Annotated in this window: 16 protein-coding genes; 6 read left to right on the top strand and 10 right to left on the bottom strand. The window is 62.0% G+C overall.

Annotation, left to right across the window (positions count from 1 at the left end):
- Nucleotides 1–16 precede the first annotated feature (16 nt).
- Nucleotides 17–2,206: a TonB-dependent siderophore receptor gene (locus M0D67_RS14995; protein ID WP_308112577.1), complete on the bottom strand. Its 2,190-nt coding sequence runs from the start codon at nucleotides 2,204–2,206 to the stop codon at nucleotides 17–19.
- Nucleotides 2,207–2,618: 412 nt separating this feature from the next.
- Here M0D67_RS14995 and M0D67_RS14990 point away from each other — a divergent pair, with 412 nt between their 5' ends.
- Nucleotides 2,619–4,847, top strand: coding sequence for an NADP-dependent isocitrate dehydrogenase (locus M0D67_RS14990; protein ID WP_266239023.1), 2,229 nt, complete (start codon nucleotides 2,619–2,621; stop codon nucleotides 4,845–4,847).
- Between the two features lie 137 nt (nucleotides 4,848–4,984).
- Here the strand turns inward: M0D67_RS14990 and M0D67_RS14985 are convergent, their stop codons facing one another.
- The 5 genes from M0D67_RS14985 to M0D67_RS14965 all read right to left on the bottom strand — a co-directional run bounded on the left by M0D67_RS14985 (nucleotide 4,985) and on the right by M0D67_RS14965 (nucleotide 11,532).
- Nucleotides 4,985–5,212 (bottom strand): hypothetical protein, encoded by a 228-nt coding sequence (locus tag M0D67_RS14985; RefSeq protein ID WP_154562709.1) that lies wholly within the window; start codon nucleotides 5,210–5,212, stop codon nucleotides 4,985–4,987.
- A 397-nt stretch (nucleotides 5,213–5,609) separates the two neighbouring features.
- Nucleotides 5,610–6,416 (bottom strand): alpha/beta fold hydrolase, encoded by an 807-nt coding sequence (locus tag M0D67_RS14980; RefSeq protein ID WP_266239022.1) that lies wholly within the window; start codon nucleotides 6,414–6,416, stop codon nucleotides 5,610–5,612.
- 138 nt (nucleotides 6,417–6,554) lie between these two features.
- A complete protein-coding gene (locus M0D67_RS14975) occupies nucleotides 6,555–7,949 on the bottom strand; it encodes an MFS transporter (protein ID WP_266239021.1) in 1,395 nt (464 codons plus the stop codon).
- A gap of 116 nt (nucleotides 7,950–8,065) precedes the next feature.
- On the bottom strand, nucleotides 8,066–10,315 hold the full coding sequence (locus M0D67_RS14970) for an acetate--CoA ligase family protein (RefSeq protein ID WP_266239020.1): 2,250 nt from the start codon (nucleotides 10,313–10,315) through the stop codon (nucleotides 8,066–8,068).
- An 8-nt stretch (nucleotides 10,316–10,323) separates the two neighbouring features.
- A complete protein-coding gene (locus tag M0D67_RS14965; RefSeq protein WP_266239019.1) occupies nucleotides 10,324–11,532 on the bottom strand; it encodes an acyl-CoA dehydrogenase family protein in 1,209 nt (402 codons plus the stop codon).
- 143 nt (nucleotides 11,533–11,675) lie between these two features.
- Between M0D67_RS14965 and M0D67_RS14960 the strand changes: the two genes are divergently transcribed.
- Nucleotides 11,676–12,527, top strand: a complete 852-nt coding sequence (locus tag M0D67_RS14960; protein ID WP_171925924.1) for an IclR family transcriptional regulator — start codon at nucleotides 11,676–11,678, stop codon at nucleotides 12,525–12,527.
- 80 nt (nucleotides 12,528–12,607) lie between these two features.
- Here the strand turns inward: M0D67_RS14960 and M0D67_RS14955 are convergent, their stop codons facing one another.
- The 3 genes from M0D67_RS14955 to M0D67_RS14945 form a co-directional block, all read right to left on the bottom strand.
- A complete protein-coding gene (locus tag M0D67_RS14955; RefSeq protein ID WP_266239018.1) occupies nucleotides 12,608–13,918 on the bottom strand; it encodes a DUF3443 family protein in 1,311 nt (436 codons plus the stop codon).
- A gap of 30 nt (nucleotides 13,919–13,948) precedes the next feature.
- A complete protein-coding gene (locus M0D67_RS14950; protein ID WP_266239017.1) occupies nucleotides 13,949–14,455 on the bottom strand; it encodes a DUF2844 domain-containing protein in 507 nt (168 codons plus the stop codon).
- A 200-nt stretch (nucleotides 14,456–14,655) separates the two neighbouring features.
- The gene (locus M0D67_RS14945) at nucleotides 14,656–15,567 is read right to left on the bottom strand and encodes a LysR family transcriptional regulator (RefSeq protein WP_266239016.1); all 912 of its coding nucleotides are present in this window, start codon (nucleotides 15,565–15,567) and stop codon (nucleotides 14,656–14,658) included.
- 99 nt (nucleotides 15,568–15,666) lie between these two features.
- Here M0D67_RS14945 and M0D67_RS14940 point away from each other — a divergent pair, with 99 nt between their 5' ends.
- From M0D67_RS14940 to M0D67_RS14930, 3 genes are read left to right on the top strand one after another with little or no spacing between them, the layout of a single operon-like run.
- Entirely contained in the window at nucleotides 15,667–16,971 is a 1,305-nt protein-coding gene (locus M0D67_RS14940; RefSeq protein WP_154559217.1) for a CitMHS family transporter, read from the top strand.
- 33 nt (nucleotides 16,972–17,004) lie between these two features.
- Nucleotides 17,005–18,363 (top strand): acyclic terpene utilization AtuA family protein, encoded by a 1,359-nt coding sequence (locus M0D67_RS14935; RefSeq protein ID WP_266239015.1) that lies wholly within the window; start codon nucleotides 17,005–17,007, stop codon nucleotides 18,361–18,363.
- A gap of 1 nt (nucleotide 18,364) precedes the next feature.
- A complete protein-coding gene (locus M0D67_RS14930) occupies nucleotides 18,365–18,700 on the top strand; it encodes a hypothetical protein (protein ID WP_154559215.1) in 336 nt (111 codons plus the stop codon).
- A gap of 25 nt (nucleotides 18,701–18,725) precedes the next feature.
- On the opposite strand, the gene M0D67_RS14925 is transcribed toward M0D67_RS14930, so the two are convergent.
- Nucleotides 18,726–19,436 (bottom strand): FadR/GntR family transcriptional regulator, encoded by a 711-nt coding sequence (locus M0D67_RS14925; protein ID WP_266239014.1) that lies wholly within the window; start codon nucleotides 19,434–19,436, stop codon nucleotides 18,726–18,728.
- 438 nt (nucleotides 19,437–19,874) lie between these two features.
- On the opposite strand from M0D67_RS14925, the gene M0D67_RS14920 reads away from it, so the two are divergent.
- Nucleotides 19,875–21,206 carry an MFS transporter gene (locus M0D67_RS14920; RefSeq protein ID WP_154559213.1) on the top strand — a complete coding sequence of 444 codons (1,332 nt, stop codon included), beginning with the start codon at nucleotides 19,875–19,877 and terminating at the stop codon, nucleotides 21,204–21,206.
- The last annotated feature ends 39 nt before the right edge of the window (nucleotides 21,207–21,245 follow it).

Raw genomic sequence — 21,245 nt, 5'->3', positions numbered from 1 at the left:
CGTTCCTACGCAATGCTTAGAATTGCAACGTAGCGCTAGCCACGGCAGTTCGTGTCGGCGAAGGCGCCACGTAATAGCCCCACGCCGTGGTCCAGTAACGGCGGTTGAACAGATTGTTGATCCCCGCGCGGAAAGTCACATCCTTGCCGGCGATTTTCGTCTGGTATCGGCCGCTCAAATCGTAAGTGACATAAGCCGGCACGAACTGTGTGTTGGCCGCGTCGACCGCCTGGTTGCCGACGTACTTGCCGCCGAACGCCAGCGTCAGCGGACGCAGATATGACGGGTTGTATTCGATCCGGCCGGTCACGGTGAATCTCGGCGCGCCATACACGCGCTTGCCTTCGACGCTGGCATCGTCCACGTCGACCGCCTTCGTGTCGAGCCACATCACGCCGCCCATCACGCGCCATTCGCTCGTCAGCGCGAGCCAGCCGCTTGCGTCGACGCCGGTATAGCGCTTCGTGCCGTCCTGCACGAAGATGTTGGCCGAGTTCGTATAGTTGTAGCCCTGATCGACACGGAACAGCGCAAGATTGGCGCCCCACTTGCTGTGGTCCGTCTTGAAGCCGACTTCGTACTGCTTGCTCTTCAGCGGGCCGAATGTGTCCGGGTAATTGAGGTTGGTGTTCGATGCCGCGCCACCCTGTTCCAACGATTCGACATAGCTCGCGTACACCGTCGAGTACGGGTCGGTCTTGAACATCAGCGCGAAGGTCGGCGTGACCGGATCCGCGCTGTACTGTGACGATACGGCGCCGCTCGTGTCGTACACGTGCTCGCGGTATTGCGTGTAACGCACGCCGACCAGGGCGGACAGACGCGATGTGAGCTGCACCGTATCGCTCGCGTACACGGCGGCCTGCGTGGTGCGCTGCTGACGATAGAGATCCGAGCCGATGCTGACTTCATCGTTGGTCAACAGCGTGCTGTTGTACAGATTGCCGTTGCCGAGGAAGTAGCCGTTATTCCAGCCTTCGCTGTTGCTGTACTCGCTGGTTTGCGTCTCGAAACCCGCGCCGATCACCACGTCGTGCCTGATGCTGCCGGTGTTGAATTTGCCCTGCACCATCGCGTCGACGTTCTGGTAGAAGTAACGCGTCATCGCCGCATAAAGCGTGTTCGAGTAGTTGCCCGCGTTGTCAGTCACGAACAGGAAGCTGTCCGAATTGGTGCGGTTTTCTTTGGCGAAACGGTACTTCACGTTCGCATGCCAGTTCTCGGAGAGGCGGTAATCAAGCCCCGTGCCGAACGAAGCCATCTCGGTCTGATAGTAATTCTGCGGTTGCGTCAGCGCGTGGGTGACGGTGCTTGCGTCGGGAATGCCGAGGCCGCTGCCGAACATCAGGCCGAATAGCGTGCCGTTGGTTTTGCGCTTCTGATAGAAGGCGTCGGCGGTAAAGGTCAGGTCCGGCGTAATGCGGAAGTCGAACGCGAGCGAGGCTACCTGGCGGCGGATGTGACCGTGATCTTCCGCGGTGTTGCCGTCTTCGTTGACGAGGTTCAGGCGGTAGCCGAAGCGGTTGTCATTGCCAAAGCGGCCACCCAGATCGACCGCTTCGCTGAACACGCCAGCCGACTTGTAGCCGATCGAGATGCTGCGGTAGGGATCGTCGGTCGGGCGCTTCAGCACGTAATTGACGATGCCGCCCGGCGAACCGAAGCCATACATGAAACCGGACAGACCCTTGAGCAATTCGACTTGCTCGAACGGCTCGAGCGAGAGATCGGTGTCCCACGAGGGGAAGGTCTGGCCGTCGACCTTGATGCTGTTCAGCGTGTCGATCGGCATGCCGCGCACGGTGAATATCGCGTTTTCGCTGATGGCGTTTTCGCTGATGGCCGATACCGCCGGGTCGTACTTGAACAGATCGTTGGCGGTTGCCGCCATCAGGTCCTGCGCCTCGTCGCTCGTCACCACGCGCGTCGAAAACGGCGTGTCGACCTGTTTGCGCGAGCCCAGTGCGCCGGCGCTGACGGTGTCGGCCTGCGCCACGGTTGTGTCTTTCGTTGCCGACACACTCACCGCAGGCAGGGTGGCGGCCGTGTCGCTTGCCGCGACCTGCGCCCATCCCGAGGATGACAGCGTAGACAACGATAAGCCGACGCTGACGAGGAGCCCCGCACTGAGTAGCGACGGAGTACGGCGGTGGCCGCGCAAAAAGGTTGGGCGCGCTGGGCGTCCCGCGACAAATGAATTCTGCATGTTGTTTGAGTTAGGCAGCGTGACGCCGCCGCGCACCAAAGATGTGCGAAACGGCCAGTTTCGAGCGAGTGGTTGTTAAACGGATGGTTCAAACTGAGCCTTCATGCGAATGATAATGCATCTGATTCGCATTAACAATTACTAATTTCGCATCGCAAGTCATCTATAAGACATCTGTCTTAAGGCATGGGGCATTCGGCTCAAAGCCTTATCTGGCGGGGCTTGACCCTGTGCGGGGCGTGGCGGCGGCATGTTTGTTTCGCAGCGAGTACTGGAAAACACGCATATACTCACGGTCGGGCCGTAAAAAGTAGTGCCGTGGGTCGCGCTGCGTTCTTGCTGCTTTGTCGCCACCCCGCGGCTCAGTGCCACCAACGCTCTGTCTAACACTTCACCAAGCAAAGCATCAAACATGTCCACATCGCCGAAGATCATCTACACCCTGACCGACGAAGCGCCTGCTCTGGCGACTTATTCGCTGCTGCCGATCGTCAAGGCGTTCACGCGCTCGTCCGACGTGATCGTTGAAACGCGCGATATCTCGCTTGCCGGCCGGATCATCGCTGCATTCCCGGACTACCTGACCGCGGAACAGAAGGGTTCCGACGATCTGGCGGAACTGGGTGGACTCACCACGCGGCCGGAAGCGAACATCGTCAAGCTGCCGAACATCAGCGCATCGGTGCCGCAACTGAAGGCCGCGATTACCGAGCTGCGCGATCAGGGCTTCAAGCTGCCGCCCTATCCGGACGTGGCGAATACCGACACTGAAAAAGACGTCAAGGCGCGTTACGACAAGATCAAGGGCAGCGCGGTGAACCCGGTGCTGCGCGAAGGCAATTCGGATCGCCGCGCGCCCTTGTCGGTGAAGAACTACGCTCGCAAGCACCCGCACAAGATGGGCGCGTGGAGCGCGGACTCGAAGTCGCACGTGGCGCACATGAGCGACGGCGATTTCTACGGCAGCGAAAAATCGGCGCTGATCGCAGCAGCCGGCGCCGTGAAGATCGAACTGATCGCAGCCGACGGTTCGGCGAAGGTCCTGAAAGAAAAGACGGCCGTGCAAGCGGGCGAGATCATCGACGCTTCGGTGCTCTCCAAGAACGCGCTGCGCAGCTTCATCGAAGCAGAAATCGCCGATGCGAAGAGCAAGGGCGTGCTGTTCTCGGTGCACCTGAAAGCGACCATGATGAAGGTGTCGGATCCGATCATCTTCGGTCACGTGGTCTCGGTGTTCTACCAGGACGTGCTGACCAAGCACGCTGACGCGCTGGCGCAGGCCGGCTTCAACCCGAACAACGGTATCGGCGACCTGTACGCGCGCCTGAAGGACCTGCCGGAGCAAACGCGCGAAGCGATCGAAGCCGACATCAAGGCTCAATACGCGCAACGCCCGCAACTGGCCATGGTCAACTCGGACAAGGGCATCACCAGCCTGCACGTGCCGAGCGACGTGATCGTCGACGCTTCGATGCCGGCCATGATTCGCGAGTCGGGCAAGATGTGGGGCGCGGACGGCGCATTGCATGATGCCAAGGCGGTGATTCCGGACCGTTGCTACGCCGGCGTCTACCAGGCAGTGATCGAAGACTGCAAGAAGAACGGCGCATTCGACCCGGTCACGATGGGCACGGTGCCGAACGTCGGCCTGATGGCGCAAGCCGCTGAAGAATACGGTTCACACGACAAGACGTTCCAGATTCCGGCGAACGGCGTGGTGCGCGTGACCGACGCAGCCGGTACCGTGCTGATCGAGCAGGCGGTTGAAGCGGGCGACATCTGGCGCATGTGCCAGACCAAAGATGCGCCGGTCCAGGATTGGGTCAAGCTCGCGGTCAACCGCGCACGCGCCACCAACACGCCGGCGATTTTCTGGCTGGACGCAGCGCGCGCGCACGACGCCCAGATCATCAAAAAGGTCGAGCAATACCTGAAGGACCACGACACCAGCGGTCTGGATATCCGCGTCATGACGCCGGTCGAAGCGACCAGGTTCTCGATCGAGCGCATCCGCGCCGGCAAGGACACGATCTCGGTCACCGGCAACGTGCTGCGCGACTACCTGACCGACCTGTTCCCGATCATGGAACTGGGCACCAGCGCGAAGATGCTCTCGATCGTCCCGCTGATGGCTGGTGGCGGCATGTTCGAAACGGGCGCTGGCGGTTCGGCGCCGAAGCACGTTCAGCAACTGGTCGAAGAAGGTTTCCTGCGTTGGGACTCGCTCGGCGAATTCCTGGCGTTGGCGGCTTCGCTTGAACACCTGAGCGGCGCGTATCACAACCCGAAGGCGCAGGTTCTGGCCAGGACGCTGGATCAGGCAACGGGCAAGTTCCTCGACAACGACAAGTCGCCGGCGCGCAAGGTTGGCGGTATCGACAACCGCGGCAGCCACTTCTACCTGGCGATGTACTGGGCGGAAGCGCTCGCTGCGCAAACCGAAGACGCTGCCTTGCAGGCGCAGTTCGCCGGCGTGGCGAAGGCCATGGCCGACAACGAAGCGAAGATCATCGAAGAGCTGGGTGCAGCGCAAGGCAAGCCGGTGGATATCGGAGGTTACTACCGTCCGAATGTCGAACTGACGAGCAAGGCCATGCGCCCGAGCGCCACGCTGAACAAGATTGTGGACGCGGTCGCTTAATGGTCGGAATGACGTACTGAGGCCGTCGGTCAAAAGACCGAAACAGGCACTGAAGTAAGCAGCAAACAAGACGATGGCGCTCCCGAGGAGCGCCATCGTCGTTTCTACGCATACGTGAGTGGCGGTCATGCCTGCCCTCACACGTGAACGATTTCCCAATCGCTGAGTTTTTCTGGAATGTCGAGCGTCGACGTGTCGATTTCGGTCAACTGCGGGCAGGTCAGGCCGCGTGCGACTTCATCGGCTGCCTGTTGCGGGCTGGAAAATTCGCCGAGCGTCTCGTTGCCGTAGGTTGCCTCCCAACCGCCCTGGCCCGGCAAAATGTAGAACGCTCCCTGGGTCGATCCAAAGCGAAAGCCTTTCATTTTTAGTCTCCCAATTGCCATTTAAAAACCGCTGCGCCGCGGCGGCTTCATGCATGGAGCGGGGGACACACTGCCATTGCGTTTTCGTCCCGTCTATTTCGCTGCATCACGTGAAGCGCCGGCTCTTGTAAAAGAGTCTACGTCAGTGGGTCTCGGCGCAAGGGGCTGTTAGACGGTTCATTCGATCAAAAAATATCGTTTAAAAATAAAGACTTGTCGTCGTCATTTTGCGATGTGCAACGTGGGGCGGCATTGCGAAATGGCGAATTTGTGCCACGCACCACGATTTTTTACGAAGCAAGGGCTCATGCCACATCGTGAAATTTTGGCGGATTGGCCAAATAGTGGGGCAGGGTGCATTCGGGGCAGAGCGAGGCTTCGCCCGTGATCGTTCTGTTCAGGAAAGAACCTGGCCAAGAAACGCTAGCAGCACGCGGTTGAACTCATCCGGCCGTTGCAGCGGGGCGAAATGGCTCACGCCAGGCAAAAGAATCAACTTCGCGCCGGGAATGGTGCGGGCGAGATAGTCGGCGTGTTCCGGCTTGATGAATTCGTCGTGCTCGCTTTGGACGATCGCAACCGGCACTCGAATCCCGGCCAGATCGCGCGCGGAGTAGTTGGGCTGGGTTCTCATCATTTCGCTGACCGCGACGACAAATGCGTCGAAGTCGTCCGGCGTTGCCGAGAGTTGCGCGTAGTCTTTGGCATGCCTCCCGAAGCAGCGATCGATGATCGGTGTCGGCACGAATTTCTTCGTCCCGCTCGGATCCATGTTGCAGCCGAAGAAAAACACGCCTGCAACCCGCTCCGGGACCTGGCGGGCCAACACCAGGGCCACGCACGCGCCGTCGCTCCAACCGGCTATCGCGGCCCGGTCGAGCTGCAACGTGTCCATCACGGCCAGAACGTCGGAGGCCATCAGCTCGTACATATAGGGACGCGCATCGCGGGTGCTGCGGCCATGGCCGCGGCTGTCGATGACCACCACGCGATGCCCCGAGCCGACCAGCGCCGGGACCTGATATCCCCAGTTGCCGCTGTGCCCCAGACCGCCATGCAGCAGGATCACCGGTTTGCCGGTCCCATAGGACGCGTACCAGATTCGCGCGCCTTCGTGCTCGACGTAGCCGTGGTCGTTCGAGACCGGCAGCGGGGCTGCGCCGTGGGCTTCGAAATGGGTGAGGTCGTCGTCGTGGGATTGCATGAGGGTGCCTTCCTGGGGAGCTCAGTAACGCAAGGATCCACCAGGTTGCCTGCGCCGCCACCAGAAAATCAAAAAAGCTACGAATTTTCGCGTCTGGACGGTGGATGGGCGGCGTCTTTCGGCAGCGATGTGTCCTGCTTACTGATGAGTCTGACCGAGCCCATGTTGCGCTGGCGCATTCGCATTGCCGCCCGTCGTGGGCACCGCGACTTTTCTCCCCGGCGCCGGAAATACCACCAGCATCAACACGACCCCGGCCAGCAGCACCACCGCCAAGCCAATCAACCCATATTGCGCACTGCCGGTCTGCGTTTTGACCCAGCCGACAAACGCTGGACTCACAAACCCACCCGTGCCGCCGAGACTCGTGATCATCGCAATACCGCCCGCGGCCGACGAGCGCGGCAGGAAGGTCTGCGGAATCGTCCAGAACACGACAAACGAGCCGTACGACGCAGCCGCCGCCAGCGCCAGCAAGCCAACACCGAGCGCGACGTTATGGCCGGCGGCAGGCAGCAACGCGAACGCCAGCGCGGTCACGCAGGCGCTTGCCGCGACATGCCAGCGCCGTTCCATGGTCCGGTCGGAACTGGCGCCCACCACATAGGTGCCGAGCGCAGCCGCGATGAAAACAAGCGCCGACAACAGTCCGACATCCAGCACATTCGCGACGCCCATGTCGCGGATGATGGTCGGTGCCCAGAAGCCGATCGCGTTGAACGGCATCATCACCGCGAAATAGACGAGTGCCGCGAAATACACGCGCGGGTTCGCGAGCGCGCCGCGCAGTCCGTCGAGATGACCGGTTTGCTTGGTCTTCTCGTCGGCGGCGAGTTCACTCGACACCAGCGCTTTCTCGCGCGCGTCGAGCCAGCTCACGTCTTCCGGCTTGTCGCCGAGCATAAGGAACGCAACGATGCCGAGCGTAACGGCCGGCACGCCTTCTAGAAGAAACAGCCACTGCCAGCCCGGCAAGCCGCCGACGCCGGCAAGCCGCGTCATGATGAACCCGGACATCGGCCCGCCGATGATCCCCGCCACCGCGGTCGCCATCATCAGAAATGCGGTCACGCGTGCGCGCCGCGCGCCGGGAAACCAGCAGCTCAGATAGAAGATGATGCCGGGGAAGAAGCCCGCTTCGGTCACGCCGAGCAGGAAGCGCATCGCATAGAACTGCGTCGGCGTGCGCACAAACATCATCAGACTCGACACCAGCCCCCATGCGAACATGATGCGCAACAGCGTGCGGCGTGCGCCGACGCGCTGCATCCAAAGATTGCTCGGGACTTCGAACAGCACGTAGCCAATGAAGAAAAGCCCCGCGCCCAAGCCATAAGTCGACTCCGAGAAGCCGAGGTCGTGCATGAACTGCAGCTTGGCGAAGCTGATGTTGACGCGGTCGATATAGCTGATCACGTAGCAGAGAAACAGCAACGGAATCAGCCGGAAAAAAATCTTGCGGTAAGTGCGTTCGACTTCGACGGGCGTGAGGTTGTCCGTGGTCGATGTGCCTGAATGCGAATAGCCGTGCATGATGGTCTCGCGAAGAATGCCAACTGCGGTGGGTGTCGCTGCGCGCGGTGCATAGCACTGTATATAGCGCGGCAAATCAGCGACGTCCGATCTCAAAGCGGCCCGGCACCGCTTCACTATCCGTCCACGACATCTCGAGCACAATGCTCGCTTTCGTGCATGCCGTCGGCGGCGTTGACGGAGCCGGCTGCATTCGCGGCGCGCGGCAGGCAGCGCGCCAGCGCATCGCCGGCCCGTACGCCCCTGCCCGCGGGCAGCACGAAAAGCGGATTGATATCCAGTTCCTTCAGGCTCGCTTGCTGGTCGAGCGCCATGGTGGAGAGCGCGACGATCGTCTCGACGAGGGCCTCGATATCACCAGGCGGTTTGCCGCGCGCACCGTCGAGCATCGCGAAGGCGCTCAATTCGCGGACCATCGCGTGGGCGTCGGCGTGCGTGACCGGGGCCAGCCGGAACGCCACGTCCTTCAGCACCTCGGCATAGATCCCGCCTAGACCGCACATCACAACCGGTCCGAACGTCGCATCGTTCTCTATGCCGACGATCATCTCGATCGCATCGCGGATCTCTTCCTGCACCAGCACGCCTTCGATTCGCGCGTGGGGCACATGGCGGCGCGCATTCGCGATGATTTCGTCGAAGGCATCGGCAAGCGCCACTTCATCGCGGATGCCGACTCGTACTGCGCCGGCTTCCGTCTTGTGCGGGATGTCGGGCGATTGCACTTTGATGACGAGCGGAAAGCCGATCGACCGCGCGATGGCGCATGCTTCGTCGCTGTTGTGCGCGAGCGCGCTCCTGGGCGTTTCGATGCCGTAATCGCGCAGCAACGACTGCGAGGCATGTTCGGTCAGGTCGCCCTGACTGACAGCCAGCAGCGCGCGAGCTTGCCCGGCATCGTATTGCGGACGTGCAAGCGGTTCTGCACTACGCGCCGCTGCACGCATCCGCTGCGCCTGCGCATAGGCCGACAACGCCGCGAACGCGCGACCGCAACGCACGGGCGTCGCATACAGCGGTACGCCATGCGTTTCGATCATTTCGTATGCGCCGGCGGCCATGTCGCGGCGGGCGTTCCAGGCGAGCATCATCGGCTTGGTCGTGGCGTCGTAGACGCGCACGATTGCCTCGGCCATCACGCGCGCGACTTCTCCGCTCGCGGCGGCAGCCATGATCGCGATCGCGTCGATGTTCGGATCGTCGGCAATGATCTGCAGTGCGTCGGCAAAAATCCTCGGCTCGGCGAGAATGCCCGCCGTGAGATCGATCGGATTGTTCAACGAGGCGAACGCGGGAACGATCGGTTTGAGCCGTTCGAGCGTATCTGCCGACAACGCGGGCACGGACATGCCACGTTCGGCACAGGCATCGGTGATCAGAATGCCGGCGCCGCCCGAGAGCGTGACGACCGCGATCCGGTTGCCGCGCGGCAGGCGTTTGGCTTCGAACGCCTTGGCGTAGTCGCCGAGATCCGCGACATCGGTGACTTCGATCACGCCGGTCTGACGGAAAGCCGTGCGATAGAGCGCGGATGCGCCGCCCAGATTCGCCGTGTGCGACGCGGCTGCTTTGGCGCCGTCGGCGGTGTTGCCGACTTTCCACGCGAGCAGCGGTTTGCCGGCGTCGAGCGCGCGGTTGGCCACGTCGACGAGGCGCCGCGCATCCTTCAAGCCTTCGATATACGCGGCAATCAACGACGTTTGCGGGTCCGCGATACAGGCATCGACGAGATCGAGCAGGCTGACGTCGGCCTCGTTACCGGTGGTGATGAAATGGCGCAAGCCGATGCCGAGTTCGTCGGCCATCAGCAGCAACGCGCAGCCGAAGCCGCCGCTTTGCGAAATCAATGACAGGCCACCACGCCGGTAATCGACGCCAAACGGTGCGCCGAATCCGGCGTAGACGCCGGCGCCCGTGCTGACGAAGCCCTGGCAGTTCGGGCCGATCACGCGGATGCCGAACGCCTGCGCGACTTCCGCGCATTCGCGCTGCAGCGCGGCGCCGGCTTCGCCCGCATCCGCGAATCCGGAGCTGTAGATGATCGCGAAGCCGATACCTTTTTCGCCGCATTGGCGCAGCATGTCGGGAACGCGACGCGCCGCGACGAGGATCAGCGCGAGATCGGGCGTAGCCGGTAACGCGGCGATGCTGCCGTGGCACGCCACGCCGGCAATCTCGGCGTACTTCGGATTCACCGGATACAGCGCGCCTTGATACCCGTGCTGTATGAGAAAGCGCATCGGCTGGCCGCTGATCGACTTCGGATCGTTCGAGGCGCCGATGATTGCGATCGAGCGTGGATCGACGAGCCGTTGAATGTCGAGCGTGTTTGCAGCGTGCGCGGTGGTGTTCGTAACAGTGTTCATAAGGGCGCTCATGCGGCACGCGCAGCGTCGGTGTGAACGCTGTCCTTCTGTTTCGTTTGATCCCGCTCAGCCGCGCGCCGCAGTGTGATCTTCGCGATGTTCAACTGATGAATCTGCGTAGTGCCCTCATAGATGCGGAACGCGCGCACGTCGCGGTAGAACCGCTCGACCGCATTGCCCGCGAGATAGCCGCGTCCGCCGAGCATCTGAACCGCGCGGTCCGCGACGCGTCCGCACATCTCCGAGGCGAACATCTTGCACATCGACGCTTCCAGCGCGACGTCCTCGCCTGCATCGCGTTTGCGGGCGGTTTCGAGAATCATCGAGCGCGCGGCGAAGATTTCGGTCTGGCATTCGGCGATCAGCGCCTGCACGAGCTGGAACTCGGCTACGGGCTTGCCGAACTGCTCGCGTTTCGATGTGTACGCAACGGCTTCGTCGAGCATCCGCATTGCCGGGCCCGTGCACAGCGCGGCCAGGTGAATGCGCTGCTTGTTCAACACCTTCATCGCGGTACGGAAGCCTTGACCTTCGACACCGCCGATCAGATTGGCCGCGGGCACGCGGCACGCATCGAACACTACGTCACCGACCGGCGAGCCCGCCTGGCCCATCTTGTCGTAAGGCGCGCTGGTGGAGAGGCCTGGCATGCCACGTTCGACGAGAAATGCAGAAATGCCACCGGCGCCGGGCACGGCCGGATCGGTGCGGGCCATCACCGTGAACAGGTCCGCGATCGGCGCGTTGGTGATGAAGCACTTGCTGCCATCGAGGACGTAGTGACCGCCGTCGCGCCGCGCGGTCGTGCGCAACGCGGTAGCGTCAGAGCCGGCGTCCGCTTCGGTCAGCGCGAAAGCGCCGGTCAATTCGCCCGAAGCGAGACGCGGCAGATAGCGCTGCTTCTGGTCGTCGGTGCCATCGGCGACGAGCGCTTCCGAACCGATGCCGGTATTCGTGCCGACCCGCGCGCGAAATGCCACCGAGGCCTGCGAAAGCGCGAATGCGCCGCGCACGAGTTGCTCTGTGGACAGTCCTGCGCCGCCGAAGTCGCGTGGAATGCTCCAGCCGAAATAGCCGAGTTCGCGCATGCGTTCGACGAGATCCGCCGGTACGGCATTCGCCTGCTCGATTTCATTTTCGCGCGGAATTGCTTCTTCACGGACGAAACGCGCGACGTCGGCGAGCATCGAGTCGAAATGCGAGGGGTTGCTGGTCATGCTTGTCTCCGTCATGTGAGTCGATTTATGACTGCACTATCGAAGATTTACAGGTCGCCGGCGTGATTTGTTCGACTCTGCAGAACAGAGTTTGGATATGCTGAACAGGAGGCGCAAAATTGGCTATCTGAAGGGAGACGACCATGGCAGCCCACAACAAGCTTCCCGAAGCCACGGCGCTGGCAAGCGACTATCTGGATTCGAAGGCGCGCTACGTGCCCGACGAATTCGACGGCGACCGGCAATTCGCCACCACGTTGGCGCGCGGCCTCGACATCCTGCATTGCTTTACGCCGCGCGAATCGCAACTCGGCAATGCCGAACTGGCGGCGCGCACCGGCATGACCAAGGCCACCATCTCGCGCTTCACCTACACGTTGACGCGGCTCGGCTACCTGCGTGTCAATCGCATGAACAACAAGTTTCAGCTCGGCTCGGCCGTGTTGTCGTTGAGCTATCCGTTGCTCGCGAGCCTGAGTGTCCGGCAGATCGCGCGGCCGTCGATGAAGGACCTGGCCGATCAGATTCGCGGTTCGGTCTCGCTTGGCATGCGCGACCGGCTCAATGTCGTGTATCTGGAAAGCAGCCGCAGCACGACGCCTTTGGGGTTGCCGGCGGATATCGGCCTGAGCTATCCGATCGTGCGAACCGCGATGGGCCGCGCGCTGCTCGCCGCGCTGCCGGCAGAGCGGCGCGAGGCGCTCTGCAACGAGATCGCGGTGAAGTCGCCGAATGAATGGAATACGTTTCGCGAGCGCGTGATGAGCAGCATCGATTACTTCTATGAGCGTGGGTTCTGCGTCTCGTACGGAGACTTGCGACGCGAAGTCCACGCCGTCGCGGTGCCGATGAAACCTTCGGCCGATGGCGAGATTCTGGTGTTCAACTGCGGCGTGCCGTCTTATTTGCTGAAGGAGAATCAGCTCGAAGGGGACATCGGGCCACGGCTGGTTTCGATGGTGCGGAGTATTGAAGGGGCGATGGGGATTTATTAGCGGAGGGCGCTTGCGCAGATTCGACGCCACCAGAAATAAACCCGGCGCTGAGCCGGGTTTATTTACAGAACCACTACCGCTCAGCTCGAAACGTACGCTACATAAGGCCCCGTGCCGCCACCCGTGGACGCCTTGCCCGAAATGCCGTAGTACACGTGCCGGCCGTAGAAGAACGGCATGCCGAAGTCGAACTGCCGCGACAAGTAGATACCGAGGTTATTGAACGCGTAATTCCCCGACGCGTTCAGCGTCGCTCCGTTTGCGATATTGAAGCCGAGTGAGACACTCGCCGGACTGGTTGCCACCAGCGTCGACGTCCGCCCCACCGTCGTCGTCGGGATGTAGTATCCGGACGCGCTGTCAATCGGGATCGTCAAGTCGGGGAAGAACAACACCGTCGATCCGGAATCGAAGAACGTCTTCGTCAGCGTGGTGCCGCCGTAGCTCGACGCGAAGTCGCCGTTCCCGTTCGTCCTGATCAGCGTGGCGCTCGTGCCGTTCAACACGTTGTTGGCTTGCGTGTCGATACCGAACACCAGCGTACCTTGAGCCGTCGCGCTGCCGCTGTCGGAAATCTGGCCCATCTCCAGAATCACACCGTTGTTATCCTGCGCGAACTTTGTGACCGGATTGGTGATCTGTCCGGTTACGAGCACCGAGGTGGCCGTGCCGGCGTTGGTGTAGTAGAACGCCGACACCGCTGCGTTCTGGCATGCCATGCCGCAGTCATTCGGGCTCACGCCGATGCCGAGGATGCCGTTTGCGCCGATATCGGTCGTGGTGACCAGGGGGCGGCCAACCTGGCACTCGGTCGGCGCGGCCACGGTCAGTGCCGAATCGCCGATCACGTGGATGGGTACTTTCTGTGCAATCTCGCCCGAAAGCGCTACGTCCGCATAGTGGACGGAACCCCATGCGTAGCCGCTGCCGAACAACGCACATTCGGCGAGCGGCAGACCGCTCGGCTGGGCGAGTTCGGGTGCGAGCGCACTGAATGTGGCGGCCGGAATGGCTGAGCGAACCAGGCGCAATCCAAACGATGCGGTATCGACGATCACATTCGGGATCGTCGCGCAGTTCGCGGTGGCGTTAGTACTGTCGGTACAGATCGTGACGCTGACCATGGGCTGATTGTGAATGCCCGTTTGGCTGACCGTCACCGCTATCGTATTGCCGGGACCAACTGCAGTAGGCACCGCCGACGCATCCACCGCGAGGACGTTGGACGGAGAACCTGTTCCGCTCGACGTCGCCGGCGAACTTCCGCCGCCCGGTGCGTTTATCGATGTGTTGCTGTTGGTGCCACTGTTGCTACCCCCGCTACCACCCCCACCGCAGCCAGCCAGACTCAGCCCGAGCGCCGCGGCAATGATCCATGCGATTTTGCGCACTTTTATTCTCTCGATTGATTTTTAACAGACTTACTTGATGTCGTTAGCGCTAACGCCTTGCGGCAACGCTTGCGGCAGATAGGCTCGACCCACGAAGGCGCCCATATGGCCGCCCGTTTCAACGACCAGAGCCGACTGACGCACGACGGCTGCGCCATAGCCGCCGCCTTGCGCTGCGTGCGCGTCGGTGAGTGCCTGCACGTAAGACGGGAAGTAAGTGGCGAGCAGCGTGTTGAGCGGCGGCATGGCGGGGCCTTCCCAGCTCAACGCAAACACGGTGTTGCCTGCCGCGATGTACTCGTTTACGACGGTGCCCGACGCAAGCGTGGTCTGACTCACGGTGTAAGTGGGCGAAGCCGCATTGGCGCTTGCAGCAAAGCGGGCCACCGCGCTGCCGCCCTGACTGGCCGCCCCTGCGCTGGTACTGCTGGCGGTCACGGGGTAGGTCGGTGCGCCGCCTAACCCTGCATACGCCGGAGCGACCGTGGTGAACGAGGCCGCGGCCACCACGAGCATTCGAAATTGGCTGATTATCATTTTTTGGTTTTCGACGTTTTTCGGAAAATGCGCGCGAACGTTTCCTCGCGCCCACGCGATATAAATACTAGCGTGCTTCTCTTCGATTAAAACAGACGAATAGCGTGGCGATTCGGGTTCTATTTGAAATTGAAGGGTAAGCCGCGGGAAACTGATAATGCGCAACACGGCGGACTGGCGAGTCTGGGCGCGCCTCGATCTCAATCCAGCCCAGACGTTGAAATCCTGCCGAGCTTGTCGATCAACACCGCAACGAAGGTTTCCGTGACGGGCGGCAGGGTCCTGCCGCGCTTCTTGATGAGGGCGATAGGGCGGGTGAACGCGGGATCGTCGATGGGGCGGACTATCAGTTCAGGTTCCGCTCTGACCTCGCGGGCCGACGCCGGCAGGATGGTCACGCCGAGCCCCGCGCGCACCATCGCGACCGCGCTCATCATGTAGGTCGGCTCGCACGCGATCTCCGGCATGGCGTGCGCGTCGGCAAACGCGCTGTCAACCACCGCCCGCACGCTCGTACCCTGCGCGGTGAGCACGAGCGGGACACCGGCAAGGTCGGCCAGCGTGATGCGTTTGCGGCGCGCCAGCGCATGGCGCTTCGGAAACACCGCTACCAACCGGTCGATGCCCGCATGCAGCACCTCGAAGCTGGCGTCGCCCAGTTCGCCGCCGGTCAGACCGATATCCACTTCTTCGTTGCGCACCAGCGTGTTGACCATGCTGGCGACCACGTCGCGCACATGAAAGCTCACGCGCGGCACGGTCTTCTTAAGGTCCTGCACGAGTTCCGGCAATACGCTCGCCGCGAAAGTGGGCAAGCACGCGATCCGCACCGTGCCGCTCGATCCCTCGCCGAGCGCACGCGCGTCGATCAGCACGTGCTCCATGTCATGCAGGGATTTTTGCAAGAGCGGCAGCAGTTCGCGGCCGGTCGGCGTTAGTGCGACGTTGCGGCTGTTGCGATCGAACAGGCGCAGGCCGACCATTTCCTCGAGGCGCCGTATTTGCACCGTCAGGGCCGGTTGAGAGAGATGCAGGCGCGTGGCCGCGCGCGTGAAACTGCCTGTCTGCGCCACGGCGATAAATGCGCGAATGTCTCGAAGGTTCAGATCCATGATGGTTTGTAATAGCTGCGATCAATTCATTTCAATTGATTTATCGCCGCCTCGAACTTACGCTGGATCACAGTAAAAAACAACATCGGAGACAAGGACATGCTGCCACTGCTGGGGCTAGCCACCATCGTCGTGCTACTCGGCGCGATTCTGTCGAAACGGATGTCGCCGCTAGTGGCGCTCATCATCGTGCCGCTCGCCGCGTCGCTGATCGGCGGGTTCGGTTTTCAGACAAGCAAATTCGTGATCGACGGGCTCAAGAGCCTCGCGCCCGTCGTCGGCATGTTCGTGTTTGCGATTCTCTACTTCGGCACCATCACCGACGCCGGCACGCTCGATCCGATCATCGACCGCATTCTGCGCGCGGTCGGCACGCGGCCCACACGGATCGTGATGGGCACCACGTTGCTTGCGCTGCTGATTCACCTCGACGGTTCCGGCGCGGTGTGCTTTCTCGTCACGATTCCCGCGATGCTGCCGCTCTATGACCGCTTGAAGATGGACCGGCGCGTGCTGGCCGCGGCCGTTTCGATGGCCGCCGGCATCAATTTTCTGCCGTGGACGGGGCCGATGATCCGCGCGTCGGCCTCGCTGCATCTGCCGATTTCGGCGTTGTTCAACCCGCTGATCCCCGTGCAGTTGATCGGCCTGGTGTTCGTCTTCGGCGTGGCGTTCTGGCTTGGGCGGCGCGAGGAAAAGCGGCTCGGCCTCACTGCCGCGAACGGTTCCGCACCGATGCCAAAACGCGAGTTGACGCCCGAAGAGCAAGCCTTGCGCCGGCCGAAAAACTTCTGGTTCAACATCGTCCTGACGCTCGTCGTACTCGGCACGATGGTCGTGATGGGCGAGAAGATTCCGCCGGCCATCATGTTCATGGTCGGACTATGCATCGCGTTGATGGTGAACTATCCGAACGTCGACATGCAGCGCAAGCGGATCGACGCTCATGCGCGCGCTGCGTTGATGATGGCCGGCATTCTGCTGGCGGCCGGCGTGTTCACCGGCGTGATGCAGGGCAGCGGCATGCTGAAAGCGATGGCACAGGCGGCAGTCGGCTTCGTGCCGCCCGCCATGGCGGGCCACATCCCCGTCGCGCTCGGGCTGGTGTCGATGCCGCTGAGCATGCTGTTCGATCCGGACTCGTTTTACTTCGGCGTGCTGCCGGTGATTGCCGAAGTGGCCGGCCAGCTCGGTGTGCCCGCCGTGCATGTCGGCCAGGCCGCGCTGCTTGGCCAGATGACCACCGGCTTTCCGGTCAGCCCGCTGACGCCGGCGACCTTCCTTGTGGTCGGCCTGTGCGGTATCGATCTCGCCGACCATCAGAAATTCACGTTCCCCCTGCTGTTCGGTGCGTCGATCGTCATGACGATCGCCTGCGTCGTGCTGGGGATATTCTCGTTGTGAGCTTGACTGTTTGACTGAATGGAAGCGACCAGCATGATAGCGACTTCACATAGGCAGCCGGTCCGAATCGGCGCAGGTGCGGGATATTCCGGCGACCGTATCGAACCCGCGGTCGAACTGGCGGTACACGGCGCGCTCGACTACCTGGTGTTCGAGTGCCTCGCCGAACGCACCATTGCGATCGCGCAGCAGGCGCGCAGCAAAGATCCGGAGCTGGGCTACGACCCGTTGCTCGAAACGCGCATGATGGCTGTGCTTCCCGCGGCGATTCGCAACGGCGTGCGGATCATTTCGAACATGGGCGCGGCCAATCCGCTTGCGGCGGCGCGAAAGACTGCCGAGATAGCGCGCGCGCTCGGTCTTGGCGACGTGAAGATTGCCGCCGTCACGGGCGACGATGTACTCGACGTCGTGCGGCAGGGCAATTTCCGTTTCGAGGAGTCCGGGGAAAGCGTCGCTTCGTACCGTGATCGCCTCGTGTCCGCGAATGCCTATCTCGGCGCGGCGGCGATTGTCGAGGCGCTTGCGGCCGGCGCGCAAATCGTCCTGACCGGACGTGTCGCCGATCCGTCGTTGTTCGTCGCGCCACTGATCCACGAGTTCGGCTGGCAGATGGACGACTGGCAAACCCTCGGCCAGGCGACCGTGACCGGCCATCTGCTCGAATGCGCGGGACAAATCACCGGCGGGTATTTTGCCGATCCGGGCTTCAAGGACGTGCCCAATCTCGCAAGGCTTGGCTTTCCGATCGCCGAGGTCGCGGCGGACGGCACGGTGGTCATCACCAAGCTCCCGCAGGCCGGTGGCCGGGTAACCGAGGCAACCTGCAAAGAGCAACTGATGTATGAGATTCACGATCCGCAGCGTTACCTGCAACCGGACGTGGTCGCCGATTTCACGCAGGTGCGTGTCGTGCAGGAAGCGCCGGATCGCATTCGCGTGAGCGGCGGGCGCGGTACGCCGCGTACCGATACGTTGAAGGTGTCGGTCGCTTACTTCGACGGCTATATCGGCGAAGGGCAGATTTCATACGGCGGTCCCGGCGCGCTGGCGCGTGCCCGGCTTGCACTCGATATCGTGCGGGAAAGGCTTGCCCTGACGGGCGTCGAAACGCGTGAATTACGCTTCGATCTGATCGGTGTGAACGCATTGCATGGCGACACGTTGGCTGCCGGTCACGCCGAGCCTTATGAAGTGCGAGCACGGGTCGCGGGGCGCGCTGAATCGCTGGCGCAAGCAGTGAGGATCGGCAACGAGGTAGAGACGCTTTACACGAACGGCCCGGCGGGCGGTGGCGGCGTGACGAAGTCAGCGCGCGAAGTCGTCGCGGTGCAATCGGTATTGTTGCCGCGCGAGCATGTCAAGCCGGCATTCTCGCTGGTGGAGGCGTGACATGAAACTACGTGAGCTTGCTCATTCGCGGACCGGCGACAAGGGCAATACGCTGAATATCTCCGTCATCTGTTATGACGCGAAGCACTATGAGCATCTGCGAGCGGTGTTGACACCGGAACGGGTCAAGGCACATCTGAACGACGTGGTGCGCGGCGAAGTCGTGCGTTATGAACTGCCTGGTATCGCCGCATTCAACTTCGTACTCGGCCATGCGCTCGGCGGAGGTGTGACGCGTTCGCTTGCGCTCGACGCGCACGGCAAATCGTTGAGTTCGGCGTTGATGGGGCTGGAGGTGGAAGCGCCGACTGCAGGTGGAAACGCTCCAGTTCTGTAGTTCGCCGAATCGCCGGGCATTCGGCTCAGCCGCCCGCCTTGCTCAACTCGTGCGCGCGCCGAAGTCTTTCGCGGCTGTTGCTCAGATGCATGCGCATCGCGGCGCGCGCATCATCCGCGTCCTGGCGTTCGATGGCCCGATAGATCATCTGATGCTCGCTGAGCACGTTGCGCAGGTGCTCGATATGGTCGAGCTCCGCGATCTCGGCGCTGCCGAGCCGCGTGCGCGGGCTCACCGCGCGGCCGAGTTGACTGAGCACGTCGAAGAAGTAGCGGTTGCCGCTTGCGCGCGCGATCTGCAGATGAAACTCGATGTCGTGCGCCAACGTGTCGGTACTTCCCCGTTCCAGTTCGGACTCGAAGCGCTCCAGTGCGCCACGAATCTGCTTGAGATTCTGCTCCGTGCGTCGCGCTGCCGCGAGCGCGGCCGAGGCTGCCTCGACGTCGATGCGGAATTCGATGATCGCCATCACGTCCAGCATGCTGGAGAGGTCGGCGGCGGGCAGTTGCATGGACTGTTCCGTGGCCGGCTCCAGAACGAACGTGCCGATGCCGTGGCGCGTCTCGACCACTTTGGCCGCCTGCAGGCGCGAGATTGCCTCGCGAACCACGGAGCGGCTCACCGAAAGCTGCTTCATCATCGCGACTTCTGTCGGGATGCGGTCTCCGGGCCGCAGGCTGCCGCGGCGGATTTCATCGGAAAGGGTGGCCACCACCTTCTCAGTTAGGCTGCTCATCTCGGTTGCTTATGGACTAATCGGCTGGGAATTCACACGTTGCGAGTGCGAGTGCGAGTGACGTCGTGTGGCGTCTCGACATAGTCATCATAGCGTCAGTCCGAAAGGTGACGATTTGAATCTCGTGTTCCCGATGCGGGCGGCAAAGACTCGTTAACCGGACTTGGGCGGCACAGCTCGCAAGACTTTTGTCATGTCATCAGACGTCTTAATTTGATTCTACTGTTTCAACGACTGCGGTGGTGCTGTTGACGCCTGCATCCCGGTGTATATAGCTTACATAGCAGGGTAAACACCCCATTGGAATCGGTGAATGGAACGGGGTAGACTGTCGTCAGACAACGTATCACGCATTTTAGGACCGAATCACCCGGCCTTCTCGAATGTGCTGCGGTGCGTTCGATCAGGCCGCCGGAGTGGCCGGAACTGGAGACAACCTTGACATCTGCTCTCACCGCCGCCGCTGACCCGCTTGAGTCCGCGGTCTCGAAGGTCAAGCGGCACGTGCTGCCGCTCTTTCTGATTATGTTCATCGCGAACTACATCGATCGCGTGAACATCGGCTTCGTTAATTCCCACATGCAGACGGACCTCGGCATCGGCGCTGCCGCCTACGGCCTCGGGAGCGGATTGTTCTTCGTCGGCTACGCGCTGTTCGAAGTGCCGTCGAACGTATTGATGCAGAAGTACGGTGCGCGCGCCTGGCTGACCCGCATCATGGGCACCTGGGGGCTGGTCGCGGCCGCCATGGCGTTCGTCTGGAACGACACGTCTTTCTACGTGCTGCGATTCCTGCTCGGCATCGCCGAAGCCGGCTTCTTCCCGGGTGTGGTGTTTTACTTCACCCAATGGCTGCCGCAGAAAGAGCGGGGCAAGGCCGTGGCGGTTTTTCTCTCGGGCTCCGCGCTTGCGTCGGTGCTGTCCGGTCCGATCACAGGCAGTCTGTTGTCGATTCGCGGCCTTGGCCTGCACGGCTGGCAATGGATGTTTCTCATTGAGGGCGGCTTCTCGATCGTGCTGTGCGGTGTTAGCTGGCTGCTGCTGAAGTCGCGCATTCGCGATGCCTCCTGGCTGACGGCTGAGGAGCAAACCGTTCTCGAAAGCGCGATCGCCGCGGAGCAGGCCGAGCGCGAGGCGCACGGCGGCGCGCATCTGCCGGCCGTGAAGCTGCTGAAGGATCCGCAGATCCTGCTGTTCTGCTTCCTGTACTTCGCGATTCAATTGACCATTTACGCGGCCACCTTCTGGCTGCCGACGATCATCCGCAAGATGGGCGGACTCTCGGACTTCGAAGTCGGCATGTTCAATACCATTCCGTGGCTCATCGCCATGGTCGCGATGTACTGCTTCGCGGTGTTGTCCGCGAAATGGCGTTTCCAGCAGGCGTGGCTGGCGGTGGCGCTCGTCATTGCAGCGTGCGGGCTGTTCGCTTCGACTTCGGGTAATCCTGTGCTGTCGTTCGTGGCAATCTGCTTCTCAGCGATCGGTTTCAAGGCCGCGTCTTCGCTCTTCTGGCCGATCCCGCAGGGCTATCTGGACGCACGCGTTGCCGCAGCCGTCATCGCGCTGATCAATTCGGTCGGCAATCTCGGCGGGTTCTTCGCACCGGCTGCTTTCGGTTATCTGCAGCAGCACACCGGCTCGATTACCGGTGGTCTTTACGCCTTGGGCGTGGCTTCGCTGATCGCGGCGGCGGCCGGCTTCCTGACCCGCAATCGCCGTGTGAACCGCGACGCGTTGACGGAGCCGCTTCATAGCAAAGCGCATTGAATTGTCGATCGACCGCCGCCAGTCGGCTTACTCATTTAC

It is taken from the genome of Paraburkholderia sp. SECH4, assembly GCF_030511745.1.
In the GTDB taxonomy this organism is placed as follows: domain Bacteria; phylum Pseudomonadota; class Gammaproteobacteria; order Burkholderiales; family Burkholderiaceae; genus Paraburkholderia; species Paraburkholderia madseniana.
This window is presented reverse-complemented; position numbering and strand designations above follow the sequence as displayed.

What these genes read in the sequence shown, in the direction of transcription:
- M0D67_RS14970 (WP_266239020.1), bottom strand. Translation starts at nt 10,315, where the DNA reads ATGAACACTGTTACGAACACCACCGCGCACGCTGCAAACACGCTCGAC.
- M0D67_RS14995 (WP_308112577.1), bottom strand. Translation starts at nt 2,206, where the DNA reads ATGCAGAATTCATTTGTCGCGGGACGCCCAGCGCGCCCAACCTTTTTG.
- M0D67_RS14945 (WP_266239016.1), bottom strand. Translation starts at nt 15,567, where the DNA reads ATGGATCTGAACCTTCGAGACATTCGCGCATTTATCGCCGTGGCGCAG.
- M0D67_RS14980 (WP_266239022.1), bottom strand. Translation starts at nt 6,416, where the DNA reads ATGCAATCCCACGACGACGACCTCACCCATTTCGAAGCCCACGGCGCA.
- M0D67_RS14930 (WP_154559215.1), top strand. Translation starts at nt 18,365, where the DNA reads ATGAAACTACGTGAGCTTGCTCATTCGCGGACCGGCGACAAGGGCAAT.
- M0D67_RS14935 (WP_266239015.1), top strand. Translation starts at nt 17,005, where the DNA reads ATGATAGCGACTTCACATAGGCAGCCGGTCCGAATCGGCGCAGGTGCG.
- M0D67_RS14940 (WP_154559217.1), top strand. Translation starts at nt 15,667, where the DNA reads ATGCTGCCACTGCTGGGGCTAGCCACCATCGTCGTGCTACTCGGCGCG.
- M0D67_RS14990 (WP_266239023.1), top strand. Translation starts at nt 2,619, where the DNA reads ATGTCCACATCGCCGAAGATCATCTACACCCTGACCGACGAAGCGCCT.
- M0D67_RS14950 (WP_266239017.1), bottom strand. Translation starts at nt 14,455, where the DNA reads ATGATAATCAGCCAATTTCGAATGCTCGTGGTGGCCGCGGCCTCGTTC.
- M0D67_RS14975 (WP_266239021.1), bottom strand. Translation starts at nt 7,949, where the DNA reads ATGCACGGCTATTCGCATTCAGGCACATCGACCACGGACAACCTCACG.
- M0D67_RS14985 (WP_154562709.1), bottom strand. Translation starts at nt 5,212, where the DNA reads ATGAAAGGCTTTCGCTTTGGATCGACCCAGGGAGCGTTCTACATTTTG.
- M0D67_RS14925 (WP_266239014.1), bottom strand. Translation starts at nt 19,436, where the DNA reads ATGAGCAGCCTAACTGAGAAGGTGGTGGCCACCCTTTCCGATGAAATC.
- M0D67_RS14965 (WP_266239019.1), bottom strand. Translation starts at nt 11,532, where the DNA reads ATGACCAGCAACCCCTCGCATTTCGACTCGATGCTCGCCGACGTCGCG.
- M0D67_RS14960 (WP_171925924.1), top strand. Translation starts at nt 11,676, where the DNA reads ATGGCAGCCCACAACAAGCTTCCCGAAGCCACGGCGCTGGCAAGCGAC.